Here is a 17,377-nt window from a genome sequence, read left to right as displayed (position 1 = left end):
ATAATATGAATATTCTATAGGATAAAACATACACTTTAACTATATTATATAGTTTTTTTTTAATTTGTAAAGTAAATGGAGGCTGAAAATGTATAGAATATTATTTAAAAATCATATGATACTTATAGGAAATATAAACGATATATGTGATTTATTATTTGATTATTCTTGTAAATATGAAACGTTAAAAGAACTTATAGATAATTTGAACAAATAAAATTTCCAACAGCCCCTATTCCAATAAAATATTCTTTATTTTCATAAAAATTTTTTCCCATAGATGTAGGATTAATGTCATAAAATTCAAATGCTTTCTTTATATTCTCTCCAAATGAATGATATACATCATGCTTATCATAAATATAATTACTAATCAATTGTCTTTCTATTATATCATTCTTTTCTTTTTTCAATTTTGGTATTATAACATTGACTTTATTATTAACTATATCCGATAAAACAGTAAGATTATGATGACTTAACCCTATATGTCTACTTCTGTTCTCATTAAAACTAATTCTAGGTATAAAAATAGCATTACCTTTTAATTTTTTTATTCCATCTAATATGTATCCTTGCTCTATACCACTAAATCCATATTTAGTATTAGTTCCTACTATTCCTGGTCCCATTGCTATTATAGTAACATCGGCATTAATAATTTTCTTAGATGCTATTATAGCACTATATATATTTACACATTCATAATCTCCACCAAATGAGTTACCTATGGTAATAGTTTTATCTAATAAATAATTTTCTTTTAATCTTCTTACTGTATTGCTAAAACTTATTGGAAGAGATCCTCCATCAGTCATAATATAGCAAATTTTTGTATTAGGTTTTATATATTTTATACTTGTAACTAATGGTTCTAACATACTGTGAAGTTCCCCTACAGCATAAATTCCTTCATTTAAGGATATGCTTCCATTAAATATATCTTTAAATTTTTCATTTTCTTCTAATGTTAAACATCTTACTTGATGAGGTGTGTATCTCATTTTCATAATATGTCCATTATTATTAGATAAATTCTTTTTGAATTTATCTAATATCGCAATGATAAAATGATATCCTCCAGTTCCTAAATTTAATTCTACTGCTGTAGTATTAATTATAACATCATTTTCAACCTCTACATGTCCTGTTATATCATTATAATTTATAGCTTTATTAATTTTATTATCTATTATAACTTCTACCATTGTAATATCTTTATATTTTTTCATTATTTTAATTACTTTACCTTTTTTTATGGATATCAAAATTTCACCCTCCATCCCCTCTACCTAAATAATCAATATAATTTAATATTTTATTATTTTTAATTATATAACTTAATGATATTTTTTCAGATAATAAATTTAGTATTAATAATATAAATACGATAACAAACTTATTAATATTATTTATTATTAAAGATACTCCTAAATAAAAACCTAATAAATTTGCACCAATATCTCCTAACATACTTTTTCCTTTTATATCTAAAGGGAAATATGCTAATGATGAACCAATTATCATTATTATTAATACATCATAATTATTATAAGAAGTTAATATTAATATAAATAATGAAATAATATAAAAAAACTTTAATGCTCTTCCGGGAGTCACATCCAAAAGATTTAACGTATTTATACTAAGACATATTATAAAAACATCTAAAAAAAACATACAAAAATTATTGTAAAATAAATATGATGTAAATATTGAAGATATAAATCCTAATATTATTTTTAAAAATCCAGTTGTTATTTTTCCATTTAAAAATTCTAGTAAATGTTCTTTAAGTCCTTTGCTATCATTACCTAAGAAATCATCTAAGATTCCCATAAAAGAAACTAATGATCCACATAATATAATTATTATCATATTATAATCATTATAATAGACAAATATAAAAATTAATAAAACTATTTGAGTAATCGATATACTCAAGCCCATACTATTTGGTATTTTTAATTCTTTATAATTAAACTGTAAATGTTTAGAGCAATTCATTAAATATAGAAATTTACTACAAAAAAATTTATTCAATATATATGACATTAAAAATAAATCTATGATAATCAATTCTTCACCTTCGTTTATACATAAGAAAAAGAGTAAAAAAAATATCTTTAAACTGTTTTCCTCTATGAAATAAATCTTTTATATTCATCTTTGTAATCCTATGATTCATATTCACATTTACTTCTTTAATTTTAAGTTTTTTTTCCACTGCCTGTATAGTCATAGCTACTTCAATTCCATACCTATCAGGTATATATCTTATTAAATTTAATGCTTCTCTTGTATATACTCTTTGTCCTGATAATACAGAATTAATAGAACTACCTGTATAAAATTTCATTCCTATTTTTGCTAACTTCTTTACAAATCCAAAACCATTTTTTTTATTTATAGAATTAAATTTGCCTATGGATATATCATATTTATCATTTATAACTGGTTTAATAAGATATTTTACTTCTTGAGATGTAAAACCTAAATCACCATCAAGAAAAATATAATATTTAGAATCTATTTTTTTCAGACCTTCTTTTATTGCATATCCTTTTCCTTTATTATCACTTATCCTAATACACTCTACATTACAATTATTTACTAACTTAAATGTATTATCTGTCGAGCCATCATCCACTACAATAATTTTATCTATCAAATCTATTTTCTTTAATCCTTTAATTGTAGATATAATTCTATCTTCTTCATTATATACTGGTATTATTACAGTTAAATTATACTCTTTTTTAAAATCCATTCAATCACCTATTATGTTATTTATACCTTTAACATCTATTATTCTATCTCCTATAATGGACCTTATAAATATTGTACTTGCCATACCCTTTCTTCCTTTTTCTAAGAAATCAATAATATTATTATGTGAACCTATTAATATTATTTTTCTACAATTATTTAAATAAGCTAAAATAATTGCTGCATCTTCACTAGTTCCAATAAAATTAAAAATTTTATATTTTAAACCTAATTTTTCAATCCTATATTTTCCTGGTACCTCTCCATTTAAATATCCATGAACAACTATTTCTTTTGCTTTAAATAAACAATCATCTGAAACACTATCCATATCACCTACTATTATATTAGGAATTATATTTTCTTTTATAAGAGCATCACCACCCCCATCTATTCCTATTATTATAGGATTATTTTCTTTTATATAATTTGATAGACTATATAAATCTTTTTTATAATCATGTCCTCTTGATACTAATAAAACATCCTTATTAATAATTTCTGTGTTTAAATAAGGTATAGATATATTTGATAATAATATATCTATTTCTTTGTCCATATAATTCCAAGTGTTTTTCATAAAATTTCTTATAGTTTCAATGAACAAATCAAGATTTATATTATCATTAACTTGTGTCATTTCACATAAATAAACATCATTAATATATAATTGATTGTGTACAATTTTACATTTATCATTAGTATTAATAATTGAAAAAAATTTATCATCTATATCATATAATGGAATATTATATTCATGTAATATTCTAGGGCCTCTATTAGGATATGAACCAGTACAAGATTTACTAGTATTTATAACCGCTAATATACCACATTCTATTAATGAATAAGCTGCTATTTCATCTAAGTTAGTATGTTTAATTAAAGCAATACTTTTTTGTCCAATTTTATTTTTAATAAATTTAGTTTTATCATTTTTTACTATTAATCCTTTGATTTTAGTCACCCCTTATTTATTATTACTTTATTTATAAAATTAATACAATTTTATCATTTATGATAACATCTTTTATGATTAATATTCGTAAATAAAGTAATAATAATGAAAAGTTTTGTTAGAAATTATATATATTAATATAATTATAAGAACACTTTCTTTTTACCTTTTAAATTTTACTTTATATTAATTTAATAAAACCTTGGATTGTATCCATTTCTTTATTAAATACATGATTTTTCACAAAAAATACATCTCTCATCTATTAGATTTAATATCTAACAAATAAGAGATGTATTTAAAGTATCTCAAACATATCTATAACTAAAATTTCATATTCATAGGTATTTTCATATAAGTCTAATTCCTTATAAACGTTGAAAATTACGGTTTATCAATTAACTCTTTCTAATCTTAATTTATCAGCAACCATTGCAATAAATTCACTATTGGTAGGCTTACCTTTATCATTATGAACTGTATATCCAAATAAATTATTTATAGTATCCACTTTTCCTCTACTCCATGCTACTTCAATCGCATGTCTAATCGCTCGTTCTACTCTACTGGAAGTAGTATTAAATTTTTTAGCAATTGTAGGATATAATTCCTTAGTTACTGCACTCAATAACTCTATATTTTCTACAACCATACCTATAGCTTCTCTTAAATACAGATATCCTTTTATATGAGCAGGTACTCCAATTTCATGAATAATATTAGTTATTTTTGCTTCTAATGATTTTGCATTATTATTAGGTTTATTTATAATACCATCTTCAGTTCTATGTAATGAACTTTTTCTATTATTAATTTCTATTCCGTCACCTGTTAACTGTCTAATTCTTTTCATGAATATCTCAAAATCAAAAGGTTTTACAACATAATAATCTGCACCTAAATTAATAGCTCTCTGAGTTATTTTATCTTGTCCTACTGCTGATAAAATAATAGTCTTAGGAAATTTATTTAAATTCATTGAATTTATTTTTTCTAAAACTCCTAATCCATCTAGATGTGGCATAATAATATCTAATACTAATACATCTGGTACTTCATTCAAAATCATATCAATAGCTTCCATTCCGTCTTTTGCCATACCCACAACTTCTACATCTTCTTGAGTAGATAAATATTCATTAAGTATGTTAGAAAAATCTTTGTTGTCATCAACAATTAAAATACTTATTGGTTTATCCTTCATTTAATTACCCCCTATTTATTAGTTCTATATATTCCCATAATACTAATTCGACAAAAATGATATATTTCCTTCCTATATTCCATATTTAAGTAATTTTTTTATAAAAATTATTTAATAAATATAATTTTATCTTAAATTTTTTTAAAAAAAGAAAAAATCAGAAATATTTCTGATTTTTTCTTTACCAATTTCATTTTCACCTAATTCTGCTTCTTCTAACATCCATTCTATATATATTCCATAACCTTTAGTAGGATCATTTACAAATACATGAGTTATGGCTCCTATTATTTTACCATTTTGTACAATAGGACTACCACTCATTCCCTGAACAATTCCACCAGTCTTTGCTAATAATTCTTTATCTGTTACTTTTACAACCATACTTTTAGAAGAAACTTTTAATTGACTTTCAAGTTTAACTATTTCAACTTCAAATTTCTTCATTTCATTTCCATCAATAGTACTTAATATATAAGCTTTTCCTTCTTTAATTTCATGTTGTAATGCTATTGGTATTGGTTTATCAAAATAAGGGTTATTAAAATCCTCTGTCATCTTTCCATAAATTCCTAAATCAGTATTTTGTTGAATTTTTCCTAATTTATTTTGAGACTCAAAAAACATTCCTTTTAACTCTCCAGGATGACCTTTTTCTCCTTGCTCTATAGAAGATATACTTGCTTCCAATATTTCTCCATCTTTTATAGTCATCAGTTTTCCAGTATCTATATCAGATATCCCATGCCCTAATGCTGCAAATTTTTTAGTACTTGGATGATAAAAAGTTAAAGTTCCAATTCCTGCAGTTTTATCTCTCACCCACAATCCTATTTTATAACTATCATCTTCTTTACATTGTACAGGAGTGATATGTGTTGTAAATATTTTACCATCTCTTCTAATTTTAAGTTTTACTTCTTTCTCACCAACATTATTTAACATATCCATAACATGATATGAATCTTTTATTTTTGTATTATTTATTTCTAAAATAGAATCTCCTATCTTTATTCCCGCTTCCTTTGAAGGCACATATGTTTTTCCATTTTTAGATTTTATTTCAGAGATTGCTACAATCAATACTCCATCTGTATTAAGCTTAACACCAATAGATTGACCACCAGGATATAATTTTACTGTATCTACAACATTTACTTCCATTGTTTTAACAGGTAATAATCCTAACAATTTAATGTTTAAATTAACTTTTCCTTCTTTTTTGGTATTCAATTCATATGAATTTCTACTTAATAAATTTAATTTGTTTTTTGAATTATTTAATTGTACAACTTTATCTTTTGGTTCTAATATATTTAATGTAAATGGAAATAATATATCTATATTCTTTTTGTCACCTTTATATAAATTTATATTTGATGGTAAATTAAAAACATTAGATATTTGAACTATAAATACAAAAACAATTAAAATTAAAATATATGAGATAATCTTTTGTCTTTTACCTTTGTTTGAATTCAAAGAATTATCACTCTCCAAATTCCCCTTACTATCTTCCTTCACTTCTTAAAATCTTATCTCTATATATTTAATTTGAGCTAATTATAGCTTAAATATTCTGTATAATAATTAAGTATAATGTAAAGTAGATTCTAAATTTCCAAAATAAATAGTATTTATTAAAATTTTTAAAATAAAAAATAGGAATATTATATAATATTCCTATTTTTTATTTTAATTTTTTTGATAACTCTAGCATTTCTTTAGCATGCATTTTAGTTGTACTTGTAACATCTACTCCACCTAATAATCTTGAAAGCTCCTCTATGCGATTTTTATAATCTAAATTTTTAATATTAATTTCTGTTTCATCTACTTTATTATTTTTTGAAACCAAAAAATGAGAATCAGCCATAGCTGCTATTTGAGGTAAATGGGTTATACAAAGAACTTGATGTCTTCTAGATATGTTTACAATCTTTTCACCTACTGTTTGAGCTACTCTACCACTTATTCCCGTATCTATTTCATCAAATATCATTGTTGAAACATTATCTATATTAGCTGTAATTGATTTTATTGCTAACATTATTCTTGACATTTCTCCACCAGAAATTATTCTTGATAGTTTTTTTAATGGTTCTCCAGGATTAGTTGAAATCAAAAATTCTACTTTATCTATTCCTTTTATATTAGGATATTCTAATATTTCATGCTTCACTTTAAATTTAACATTCTTCATATTTAATTCATTTAGTTCATTAACTATATTTTTTTCAAATTTACTAATTATATTATTCCTAATATTAGATAATTTTTTAGATAAAGTCAAAATATAATTTTCTTTCTCTTTAATTTTTTTTTGAAGTTTGTTAATTTCTTTTTCATCATTAATTATTTTATCTAAATCACTAGAGATATTATCTCTATATTCTAATATCTCTGATATTGTAGCACCATATTTTCTTTTTAATTTATTAATCAAATCAATTCTTTCATCCAATAGTGCAAGTCTCTCAGGGTCATATTCTATTCCTTCATAATAACTTCTAATATCTCTTGTAAAATCTTGTATCTGATAAGTAATATCTAAGATATTTTTATAATAATTTTTTAGATTAATGTCAAATCTAGTTAATTTATCTAAATCTCTGGTAATTACATTTAATTTGTCTATAATCGAAGCATCTTCATATGAATTATAATCAAGTATATTATAAATTCCATTTAATGTTTTTACTATTTCTTCTTGATTAGATAGTTTACTATGTTCGTTAATTAAATCATCTTCTTCATCAAATTTTAAATTAGCATTATTAATTTCAGATATTTGAAATTTTAATAAATCAATTTTTCTTTCTTTTTCCATTTCATCTATTGAAATAGTTGATAATTTACTTTTAATTTTTTGTAATTCTGAATATTCATCATGAATTTTATCTTTATAAAAATATAACTCTTTATTTCCCAATGAATCTATTAATTCTATATGATTTTCTAAGGATAAAAGAGTTTGATATTCATGTTGTCCATGAATATTAACCAAATAATATGTCAATCGTTTTAACATAGTTAAAGTTGTTGTATGACCATTTACTCTAGAAAAACTTCTTCCATTTAAATGAATTTCTCTACTAATAAGTAAAGTATTATCTGGTTCGTAATGAATTCCAAAATCATTAAGTAAAATTTTTATTTCTTTAGGATATTCTATATAAAATAGAGCTTCAATTATAGCTTTATTTTTCCCTGTTTTGATGAAAGTTTTGTTTGCTCTTTCTCCTAATATCATACTAACAGCATCTATAATTATAGATTTACCTGCACCTGTTTCTCCAGTTAATACATTAAAACCTTTAGTAAAAGATATTTTTAAATCGTTTATTATAGCAAAATTCTTAATATTTAACTCAAGAATCACAGTAATTTCCCCCATTACTCCAATAATTTATAAAATATATCTAAAATTTCGTCTACCTTTCCAGCATCACTAATAGCAACAAATACAGTATCATCTCCTGCTATTGTTCCAATTATTTCTTTCATATCTAAATTGTCTATTGCAGAAGCCGATATTTGTGCTGCACCTGGTATTGTTTTCAGTACTAATATATGTCCAGCAACTTTAATAGAAACAATAGAATTTTTAAATATATTTATTAGTCTTTCTGTAATTCCATCCTGAGTATGTCCTATAGCCGCATATTTATATTTACCTAACTTAGACATAACTTTAACCAATCGCAATTCTTTTATATCCCTAGATACAGTAGCTTGAGTAACATCAATACCTGCATTTTTCAAATGCTCAGCTAATTCCTCTTGAGTTTCTATTTCATTATGGTTAATTAAATCTATTATCTTGCTTTGTCTTACATATTTTTTCATTGTTTCCCCCTTATTTTTATAACTTTTCATGAGAATCTAATAAAATCTTTTGTATTTTTTTGTCTATATCAATATGAGAAATATTATTGGTAATATAAGCTAAATACTCAATATTACCTCCTCCCCCTTTTATTGGTGAATATTCAATATCAGTTAAAACTAGATCCAAAGACTTTATAAAATTCTTTATTTTCTTTATAACATCAAAATGTATAGAAGCTTTTTTTACAATACCTCTTTTACCTATATTCTTTTTTCCTACTTCAAATTGAGGCTTTATCAATGCAATTATCTCACCATCTTTTTTAAGAAAATTTTTAGCTATTAGAAGAACCTTAGTTAGAGATATAAAAGATACATCAATAGATATAAAATCTTGTAATTCCTCTATATCTCTTATATCTAAATATCTTATGTTAGTTTTTTCCATATTTATAACCCTATCATCATTTTTTAATTTATCACATAATTGATTATAACCTACATCTATTGCATATACTTTTCTTACTTCGTGTTGTATCATACAATCTGTAAATCCTCCAGTAGATGCTCCAATATCCATAGCAATCTTATCAGATAAATCTAAATTAAAGGCTTTAATAGCTTTTTCTAATTTATACCCTCCCCTTCCTACATAGTCTAATGGAGGTCTTAACAATTCTATTTTAGCATCTTTTGTTACTTTAAACGAAGGTTTAGTTATTATTTTACCATTGTATTTAACTAGACCTTTTTTTATGGCTTTTTTAGCCAATTCTCTACTTTCTACTAAGCCTTTACTATTCATCAATACATCTACACGTATATAATCCATTAAGCTACTCTCCTACTACTTTATCTTATTACGAATAATATCATAAACTCCATTAACATCCAATTTATATTTTTTAAATAAATCATCTGTATCTCCATGCTCGATAAACTCATCTGGTAAACCTATATTTAAGGTTTTGCCTTTATAGCTTTGATTTATTAATTCATTATTAATAACTGACCCAAAACCTCCAATAACAATATTATCTTCTAATGTTATAATTAAATTATACTCTTTTGCTACTTTTTTTATCAAATTCCTATCTAGAGGTTTTAAAAATCTTGCATTAATTAAAGTAGGGTTGTATCCATCTTCTTCTAATCTTAAACATACATCATAACTTATATTTACCATTTTCCCTACAGCCATTATAGCTATATTTTTACCTTCTTTTAATAATTCACCTTTACCAAAACTTATTTCATTATTAGTTGATAATTCTGCTCTTTCAACGCTTAATCCTCTAGGATATCTTATAGCTATAGGTCCTTCATTATAATGATAAGTAAATTCTAACATATCTTCTAATTCTTTTTTATCCTTTGGTGCCATTATTGTTAAATTAGGAATATGATTAAGATATGAAAAATCAAAAACACCATGATGAGTTTCCCCATCATTTCCTACCAAGCCAGCTCTATCTATAGCAAATACAACAGGTAAATTTTGTAAACATACATCATGTATAACTTGATCATATCCCCTTTGTAAAAAAGTGGAATATACACTGAAATAAGGTTTTAAACCCTCGGAAGCTAATCCTGCAGCAAGAGTTACAGCATGTTGTTCAGCTATACCTACATCAATAAATCTTTTAGGAAGTTTATGTTTAAATTTTTCTAATCCTGTTCCTGAAGGCATAGCTGCAGTTATAGCTATAATATCTTTATTCTTTTTTGCTAATTCATATAATTTATCACCAAATACTTGAGAATACTTAATTCCATTAGAATTATTTAATGCTTTCCCCGTTTTTAAATCAAAAGATGAAGAACCATGAAATTTATCTGGTCTATCTTCTGCTGGTTTATATCCTTTGCCTTTTTTTGTCAACACATGAACTATTACAGGGCCATTTACTAATTTTGCTCTCTTAAGAATATTTAATAATGCAGGTATATTATGACCATCTACTGGTCCTAAATATTTAAATCCCAATTCTTCAAATAAAATTCCTGGTAACAAAAAATATTTAAGACTATCTTTAGCTCTTTCAGCCGTTCTATACATTGTTTTTCCTATAGCAGGAATACTATTTAATAAATTTTCTACATCATCTTTCATTTTACCATATGTTGGAGCTGTTCTTATTCTGTCAAAATATTTCGATAATCCACCTACATTTTGAGATATAGACATTTCATTATCATTTAATATTACAATCATCTTATTTTTTATATCACCAGCATGATTTAATGCTTCAAAAGCCATACCAGCAGTCATGGATCCATCACCTATAACTGAAACTACTTCATTATTTTCTCCTTTTATATCTCGAGCAATAGCCATACCTAATCCAGCCGAAATTGATGTAGAACTATGTCCTGTTTCAAAAACATCATGAGAACTCTCAGATCTTTTTGGAAAACCACTTAATCCTCCATATTGTCGAAGTGTACTTATTCTATTTTTTCTTCCAGTTAAAATTTTATGAATATAACATTGATGACCTACATCCCATATGATTTTATCTTTTGGACTATTAAAAACTTTATGGATCGCTATTGTCAATTCCACAACACCTAAATTTGATGCAACATGTCCCCCTGTTTTAGATATATTATCTAAAAGAAACTCTCTTATCTCTTCACTTAAAATATTCAACTCATTATTATTAAGTTTTTTCAAATCTAATATGCAATTTACTTTATCTAATATTTTCATCAAAGGGTCACTCACCTTCTAATAATTATTATTTAAATTCTATTTACTTAATATTTTTATTTTTAACTTTTTATCAAAAAACATAACTACTTTACCAGTATAATATATTATTGTTTTAGAATGATTAATCGCTATTTCTTTCCCTATTGCCTTTCCTCCAACTGTTAAAGAAGCAATCAATCCACTTATTACAACACTTAACATAGTTAATTCTTTTATGTCATATATTTTTGAAAATTTTGCTACAATTATTGCCCCAGCTGCTCCACTTATAATCCCACATATATCTCCTATAACATCATTACAAAAATTTGATACTGGTCCAGCATTTTTAATTAACTTAATCGCATATTTAGCTGCTAAATTTTTTTGTGCAGCCATGGAATGAAATGGTCGTTCTTGAGCCGATGCAACAGCAATACCAATTGTATCAAAAAATACCCCTAAAAAAATAATAAAAATTAAAGTAATAGAAGCAAAAAGAATATCAAAATTTCTCATCAGATTTTCTGAAAGAATACTAACTGCAATGGCTAGAAAAAAAGTCCATATTGATATGATTAATGTCCACTTATAATTTTTTTTACTTTTTTTTCTTTTATTTATACTCTTATTATGTTTCGACAAAAAATACCTCCTAACATTTTATACTTTCAGCTTTACCTAAATAACCATATCTAAATAAAGCTGATAGCATAAAAGCTACCAGCTTTAGAATGGCAATATATTGAGTAAATTTTGCGGCTTGAGGTCTGGCAGGATTTCCCGAACAAGAACTGCTTGTCGCCATAACAGCGGTTTCCCTTTAATCTCGTCCCTAATACTAGAGCCAGATTGCCATTTAGTCCACACTGCAATCCTCAATATATTTCTCTCATGAACAGTCTAGGAGTTTTCCTCAACAGTCATGCTAATTCATAGCCTCTTTTGCAAAATAGGTTTCAATAGCAAAATCGTCCATTTATAGGGCCCCTAAAATTTCAAATCACAACTATTATCTACCTATTTCACTCAAGGCAGGCTACACTGCAGCAGCTTATACTACTAACAGGTTATCCTACAAAACAAATAGGTCTCCACGGAGGTAGGGTCAACGCCCACATGCCTTTGCGGATCGCCCCATCCTCCTTACTCCCAGAAATGACCCCTGACTGGGCGTCACAAGCCATAACCAGGAACTTCATCGATATGCCCTTTGACGGATTTTTAGCCCCGCCTTCAGAATTAGCCATTCTGACTAGAATACTGCACCATTCTTAGCAGGTTAATTATATCATAGGCATTTTCAATATTCAAATTAACAATTATAACAATTTAATTAGTTCTACTCATTAAATAATCAGATAACTCAATAAAAAATTCGCTTCTATCTTTATCAAATTTTTTCATTATTCTTATAGCCTGATTCTTATAATTTTTTAAATCATTAAGGGCTTTATCCATTCCATGTATGGATACATAGGTAGATTTATCATTATCAACATCACTACCAATATCTTTACCTAATTTTTCTTTATCACCAATAATATCTAGTATATCATCTCTTATTTGAAAAGATATACCAACTAATCTACCATAATCCTTTAATAATTGAATCTCTTTAGAATCACCTTCTCCAATAATAGCTCCAGCTACTAAAGATGCTTCTATCAATGCGGCCGTCTTATTTAAATGAATAAAGTCTAATGTCTCTGAATTAATTTCTTTATTTTCAGAATCAATATCAACAACTTGTCCTCCTATCATGCCATTAAATCCAGCAGCTTTTGCAATCACATTCATTGCATCTATATATTTTAATTGTTCCTTTTTCTCTATTAACACCTTTAACATAATTTCATAAGCATAATTTAATAGACTATCTCCAGCTAAAATTGACATACCTTCACCATATATTTTATGATTTGTAAGATTACCTCTTCTATAATCATCATCATCCATTGCAGGAAGATCATCATGAATTAATGAATAAGTATGTATCATTTCCATTGCAACAGCAAATGGTATCGCATCTTCTATATCCCCATCAAATAATTCACAACTCTTCAATAAAAGTATCGGTCTTAATCTCTTTCCTCCGGATAAAAGACTATATTCCATAGATTCTAGAAGAATTTTTTGTGGCACATTTTTTTGTGGAATTACCTTTTTTAACTCATCTTCTATGAGTATTTTATATTTCATTAGTTCTTCTTGTAACTTCATATTATCCTCCTAATCAACATTCATAAAATTAGATTCATTAAAATTGCCCTTTTGATCTTCAAGAATCAACTTAATCTCGCCTTCAGTTTCTTCTATCTTCTTATAACATTTATTATATAATTTTATACCTTTTTTAAATTCATCAAGAGCATTATCTATTGTTAAATCTCCATTTTCCAAATCCTCAACAATATTTTCTAATTGTAATATTGCTTCTTCTAATTTAAATTCTTCATTTTTAGCCACTATATTTTTCCTCCCCGTTATAAATTTTTGCTACATTAGCTTTAACTATACCATCTTTAAAATGAATAAATATCTCATCATGTTTATTTATTCTTGAAACAGACTTAATTATATTTTTATTATTTTCAACATAGGTATATCCTCTTTCTAATATAGAAGTAGGATTTAAGTTATTCAGTTGCTCTTTTATATTTTTTAATTTATTTTTTCTATCATTAATTAATATCTGTTCTGTATTTATTAATTTTTTGAATTCAAAATCCAATCTTTGTTTATATTGATTTATATAATATAATGGTTCAGAAAAAAATCTAGACTTTTTAAAGGTATTTAATATATTTTTTTCATTTTGAATAATTCTATTAATAGAATCAATTAGTAATATATTTATATTAAATAATCTATCTTTTAAATTTTCAATATCTTCCGTAGCTAATTCCCCAGCTGCTGAAGGCGTAGGAGCTCTTAAATCAGCTACAAAATCTGCAATAGTATAATCCGTTTCATGTCCTACAGCTGATATAACAGGTATTTTAGAATTATATATTTCTCTAGCTACTTCTTCTTCATTAAAGGACCAAAGTTCCTCTATAGATCCTCCCCCTCTACCTACAATAATAGTGTCTACATCTTTTTTAAAATTGAAATACCTTATCCCTTTACAAATCTCTTCTTTAGAATATATCCCTTGAACATGAACTGGATATACAAGCATATCTATCATTGGATTTCTTCTTTTAATTACTGTAATTATATCTCTTATAGCTGCTCCTGTTGAAGATGTTACTATACCAATTTTTTTTGGATTCCTATTAATTTTTTTCTTATTTATCGTACTAAATAAGCCTTCTTCTTCTAATTCCTTTTTTAATTTTTCATACTTTACATAAAGATCTCCTATACCATCTTTTTTTATTTTTTTTATATATAATTGATAACATCCATCTCTTTCATATATAGAAACATATCCTTCAGCTATTATCCTCATACCATCTTCTAGAGAAAAATTCAAATATTTATTATCTCCATTAAACATAACACATCTTATTCTACTTTTATAATCTTTCAATGTAAAGTACATATGACCACTATAATGATATTTAAAATTAGAAATTTCTCCTTCAATTTTAATATTACATAATATGGGATCTGCCTCTAATATTTTTTTTAGATAAGAATTTAATTCCGAAACTTTAAATGGTTTTAGTTCCATTTTTCGAGTAACCCTCCATAACATTTTCTAATAACATAGCTATTGTCATTGGTCCTACTCCTCCAGGGACAGGAGTTATTAAGGATGCTTTTTGTTCTACTTCATCATAGTTTACATCACCAACTATCTTTCCATCAACATCATTTATACCTGCATCTATTATTATTGAACCCTCTTTTACCATATCTTTCTCTATTAATCGAACTTTACCAACACAACTTATTATTACATCAGCATTCATTGTTACATTTCTCAAGTTTTTAGTTTTAGAATGACACATTGTAACAGTTGCATTTCTATTTAACATAAGCATACTAATAGGTTTTCCTAGTATATTACTTCTTCCAATAACAACTACATTCTTACTTTCAATTTCCACTTTATATTCTTCTAATAATCTCATTATACCTTTTGGAGTACATGGTATAATAACTTCATCTCCTTGATATAATTTCCCAGCATTTGAATAATGTACTCCATCTACATCCTTATTTGGATTAATATTAGAGATTATTAAATTATGATTAAATTTTTTAGGTAAAGGTAATTGTAACAATATTCCATCCACTAAAGAATCCTTATTAAGTTTATCCATTTCATTCAATAATTTCTCTTCCGTTATATCACTATGAAACTTATGTATATTACAATCAATTCCGATTTTTTCAGATTTTCTTTTTATCATCTTAATATAAGCTAAAGATCCTTTATCATTCCCAACATAAATTACTGCTAAAGAAGGTCTTCTTAATCCTTTATCTATTTTATCTAAAATATCTTTTTTAATTCTATTTAAAATAGTATTTGATATTTCCCTACCGTCCATAATTTTACTCATTATAATTCTCCCTTTTTTTGAAATTTTTAGCTAATATAGCCACTCCAACTCCATTGTCTGTTGATAAATTCACATCTGAAAATATAATATTTTTACCTATATTATTAAAATTTTTTAAAAAATTTTCCCTTAAGAATGTATTAGAAGCAACCCCTCCTACAATCAAAATAGTCTCAATATCATTATTTTCTTTTAATATATTTAATAATATATTTTCTAATGAGTTATTAATACAATAAAAAACAGATTTGGCAATATCACAATCTTTATATTTTTTATTTTCAATTAATCTAATAAAGTAAGTTTCTGGTCCAGAAAAATTAATCCAATTTTCTTTAATACTTATAGGTATACCTTTAATAACATATCCTTCTTTAGAAATCTTATCTAAAGACTTTCCACTAGGAAAATCTAATTGCAATTTCACTCCAATTCTATCAATTAATTGTCCAGCACTTATATCTTTCGTCCCACCTATTATATTTATAAAATACCTAGAATTCTTTTTCTGTATTAATAATACTTCTGTAGTTCCTCCTGAAAGATGTATGCATATAAATGGTTTACTTTCATCGATACTTTTATCATACAATCCTGCAGCTATATGTCCCTCTTGATGACTAAAATTATAACTTTTTATTCCAAGTACTTCAGATAATGATATACCATAGCTTTTCGATACATTAAAAACTGGCATATATGAATCTTTAATATTTCTTGGTTGATCAGTATATCCTATAGCTTTAATATCTTTCATATTTATTTTTTTCTTTAATGTAGAAATTATATCAGGAATATTATTTATATGTTGAAAAACAGCATCTTGCTGTCTCAAACCTCTACTTCCTTTATTTACTTTAAGTATTTGCCTATAATTAGCTATGATATTCTCTTTATCATCTACTACTCCTATAGATGTAGTATATGCACTAGTATCTATACCTACGTAATACTTATTCATAGTTTTTTCTAACAAAAGTACCTAATACTCCATTTATAAATTTGCTAGACTCATCAGAGCTAAACTTTTTACTTATTTCTATCGATTCATTTATTGATACTTCCGTAGGTATATCATCTCTATACATTATTTCATAAATAGCTATTCTCAATATAGCTAAGTCCACTTTTGAAAGTCTATCTTTTTTCCAACCATTAATATGCTTCTCAATATTTTCATCAATTACATTTAATTTTTCCTTTATAGTTCTAATTGAATGATCTATATATTTTTGTTCATCTTTTGAAAAATCTTCATTTGAAAAATCTTCATTATTAAAAAAACTCTCAATTGTTTCTTCATTAAAATCCTTGTTTAACTCTAATTGATATAATAATTTCATTGAAGATTCTCTTGCATTTCTTCTTCCCATACAACTTCCTCCTATTTTAAATTA

19 protein-coding genes are annotated in these 17,377 nt (G+C 25.5%); 1 reads left to right on the top strand and 18 read right to left on the bottom strand.

Translation table 11 applies throughout. The features are described from left to right. The first annotated feature begins 88 nt into the window (after positions 1-88). Positions 89-217, top strand: coding sequence for a hypothetical protein (locus GOQ29_RS14855; protein WP_286672878.1), 129 nt, complete (start codon positions 89-91; stop codon positions 215-217). On the opposite strand, the gene GOQ29_RS11405 is transcribed toward GOQ29_RS14855, so the two are convergent. From GOQ29_RS11405 to nusB, 18 genes are all read right to left on the bottom strand, one after another. Further along, entirely contained in the window at positions 195-1,268 is a 1,074-nt protein-coding gene (locus tag GOQ29_RS11405) for a DUF3866 family protein (protein ID WP_252187610.1), read from the bottom strand. The genes GOQ29_RS14855 and GOQ29_RS11405 overlap by 23 nt on opposite strands. A gap of 4 nt (positions 1,269-1,272) precedes the next feature. Beyond that, positions 1,273-2,079 carry an MraY family glycosyltransferase gene (locus tag GOQ29_RS11400; protein ID WP_203372782.1) on the bottom strand — a complete coding sequence of 269 codons (807 nt, stop codon included), beginning with the start codon at positions 2,077-2,079 and terminating at the stop codon, positions 1,273-1,275. Positions 2,080-2,083: 4 nt separating this feature from the next. Continuing rightward, positions 2,084-2,770, bottom strand: a complete 687-nt coding sequence (locus GOQ29_RS11395; RefSeq protein ID WP_203372781.1) for a glycosyltransferase family 2 protein — start codon at positions 2,768-2,770, stop codon at positions 2,084-2,086. Further along, a complete protein-coding gene (gene steA, locus GOQ29_RS11390) occupies positions 2,771-3,736 on the bottom strand; it encodes a putative cytokinetic ring protein SteA (protein ID WP_203372780.1) in 966 nt (321 codons plus the stop codon). A 385-nt stretch (positions 3,737-4,121) separates the two neighbouring features. After that, positions 4,122-4,931 (bottom strand): sporulation transcription factor Spo0A, encoded by an 810-nt coding sequence (spo0A, locus tag GOQ29_RS11385; protein ID WP_203372779.1) that lies wholly within the window; start codon positions 4,929-4,931, stop codon positions 4,122-4,124. A 141-nt stretch (positions 4,932-5,072) separates the two neighbouring features. Beyond that, positions 5,073-6,413 (bottom strand): SpoIVB peptidase, encoded by a 1,341-nt coding sequence (gene spoIVB / locus GOQ29_RS11380; protein ID WP_207750708.1) that lies wholly within the window; start codon positions 6,411-6,413, stop codon positions 5,073-5,075. A gap of 208 nt (positions 6,414-6,621) precedes the next feature. Beyond that, positions 6,622-8,313, bottom strand: coding sequence for a DNA repair protein RecN (recN, locus tag GOQ29_RS11375; protein ID WP_203372778.1), 1,692 nt, complete (start codon positions 8,311-8,313; stop codon positions 6,622-6,624). Between the two features lie 14 nt (positions 8,314-8,327). Further along, positions 8,328-8,780, bottom strand: coding sequence for an arginine repressor (locus GOQ29_RS11370; RefSeq protein ID WP_203372777.1), 453 nt, complete (start codon positions 8,778-8,780; stop codon positions 8,328-8,330). A 16-nt stretch (positions 8,781-8,796) separates the two neighbouring features. Next, on the bottom strand, positions 8,797-9,594 hold the full coding sequence (locus tag GOQ29_RS11365) for a TlyA family RNA methyltransferase (RefSeq protein ID WP_203372776.1): 798 nt from the start codon (positions 9,592-9,594) through the stop codon (positions 8,797-8,799). Positions 9,595-9,609: 15 nt separating this feature from the next. Further along, the gene (dxs, locus tag GOQ29_RS11360; RefSeq protein ID WP_203372775.1) at positions 9,610-11,478 is read right to left on the bottom strand and encodes a 1-deoxy-D-xylulose-5-phosphate synthase; all 1,869 of its coding nucleotides are present in this window, start codon (positions 11,476-11,478) and stop codon (positions 9,610-9,612) included. 39 nt (positions 11,479-11,517) lie between these two features. Then, positions 11,518-12,105: a hypothetical protein gene (locus tag GOQ29_RS11355; protein ID WP_252187609.1), complete on the bottom strand. Its 588-nt coding sequence runs from the start codon at positions 12,103-12,105 to the stop codon at positions 11,518-11,520. A gap of 10 nt (positions 12,106-12,115) precedes the next feature. Then, positions 12,116-12,268 (bottom strand): hypothetical protein, encoded by a 153-nt coding sequence (locus GOQ29_RS11350; RefSeq protein ID WP_203372774.1) that lies wholly within the window; start codon positions 12,266-12,268, stop codon positions 12,116-12,118. Positions 12,269-12,792: 524 nt separating this feature from the next. After that, complete coding sequence (locus GOQ29_RS11345) at positions 12,793-13,683, bottom strand: polyprenyl synthetase family protein (protein ID WP_203372773.1); 891 nt, start codon at positions 13,681-13,683, stop codon at positions 12,793-12,795. A gap of 9 nt (positions 13,684-13,692) precedes the next feature. After that, positions 13,693-13,929 (bottom strand): exodeoxyribonuclease VII small subunit, encoded by a 237-nt coding sequence (gene xseB / locus GOQ29_RS11340; protein ID WP_203372772.1) that lies wholly within the window; start codon positions 13,927-13,929, stop codon positions 13,693-13,695. Further along, complete coding sequence (gene xseA, locus GOQ29_RS11335; protein ID WP_203372771.1) at positions 13,922-15,142, bottom strand: exodeoxyribonuclease VII large subunit; 1,221 nt, start codon at positions 15,140-15,142, stop codon at positions 13,922-13,924. The genes xseB and xseA overlap by 8 nt, the downstream gene beginning before the upstream one ends. After that, positions 15,123-15,980 (bottom strand): bifunctional 5,10-methylenetetrahydrofolate dehydrogenase/5,10-methenyltetrahydrofolate cyclohydrolase, encoded by an 858-nt coding sequence (locus tag GOQ29_RS11330; protein ID WP_207750706.1) that lies wholly within the window; start codon positions 15,978-15,980, stop codon positions 15,123-15,125. Before GOQ29_RS11330 ends, xseA begins: the two co-directional genes overlap by 20 nt. After that, positions 15,973-16,956 (bottom strand): tRNA (adenosine(37)-N6)-threonylcarbamoyltransferase complex transferase subunit TsaD, encoded by a 984-nt coding sequence (locus GOQ29_RS11325; protein ID WP_203372770.1) that lies wholly within the window; start codon positions 16,954-16,956, stop codon positions 15,973-15,975. Before GOQ29_RS11325 ends, GOQ29_RS11330 begins: the two co-directional genes overlap by 8 nt. Next, complete coding sequence (nusB, locus tag GOQ29_RS11320) at positions 16,934-17,353, bottom strand: transcription antitermination factor NusB (protein WP_203372769.1); 420 nt, start codon at positions 17,351-17,353, stop codon at positions 16,934-16,936. Before nusB ends, GOQ29_RS11325 begins: the two co-directional genes overlap by 23 nt. Positions 17,354-17,377: the final 24 nt, after the last annotated feature.

This window comes from Anaeromonas gelatinilytica, from assembly GCF_016820635.1.
GTDB lineage: Bacteria > Bacillota > Clostridia > Tissierellales > SIT17 > Anaeromonas > Anaeromonas gelatinilytica.
Note: the sequence above shows the minus strand (reverse complement) of the source record. Positions and strands in the feature narration are given on the sequence as shown.

Excerpts from the sequence above, each read along its gene's own strand:
- GOQ29_RS11365 (WP_203372776.1), bottom strand. The coding sequence starts at position 9,594 with ATGGATTATATACGTGTAGATGTATTGATGAATAGTAAAGGCTTAGTA.
- GOQ29_RS14855 (WP_286672878.1), top strand. The coding sequence starts at position 89 with ATGTATAGAATATTATTTAAAAATCATATGATACTTATAGGAAATATA.
- nusB (WP_203372769.1), bottom strand. The coding sequence starts at position 17,353 with ATGGGAAGAAGAAATGCAAGAGAATCTTCAATGAAATTATTATATCAA.
- xseA (WP_203372771.1), bottom strand. The coding sequence starts at position 15,142 with ATGGAACTAAAACCATTTAAAGTTTCGGAATTAAATTCTTATCTAAAA.
- spo0A (WP_203372779.1), bottom strand. The coding sequence starts at position 4,931 with ATGAAGGATAAACCAATAAGTATTTTAATTGTTGATGACAACAAAGAT.
- GOQ29_RS11370 (WP_203372777.1), bottom strand. The coding sequence starts at position 8,780 with ATGAAAAAATATGTAAGACAAAGCAAGATAATAGATTTAATTAACCAT.
- GOQ29_RS11395 (WP_203372781.1), bottom strand. The coding sequence starts at position 2,770 with ATGGATTTTAAAAAAGAGTATAATTTAACTGTAATAATACCAGTATAT.
- GOQ29_RS11350 (WP_203372774.1), bottom strand. The coding sequence starts at position 12,268 with ATGGCGACAAGCAGTTCTTGTTCGGGAAATCCTGCCAGACCTCAAGCC.
- GOQ29_RS11330 (WP_207750706.1), bottom strand. The coding sequence starts at position 15,980 with ATGAGTAAAATTATGGACGGTAGGGAAATATCAAATACTATTTTAAAT.
- dxs (WP_203372775.1), bottom strand. The coding sequence starts at position 11,478 with ATGAAAATATTAGATAAAGTAAATTGCATATTAGATTTGAAAAAACTT.
- GOQ29_RS11345 (WP_203372773.1), bottom strand. The coding sequence starts at position 13,683 with ATGAAGTTACAAGAAGAACTAATGAAATATAAAATACTCATAGAAGAT.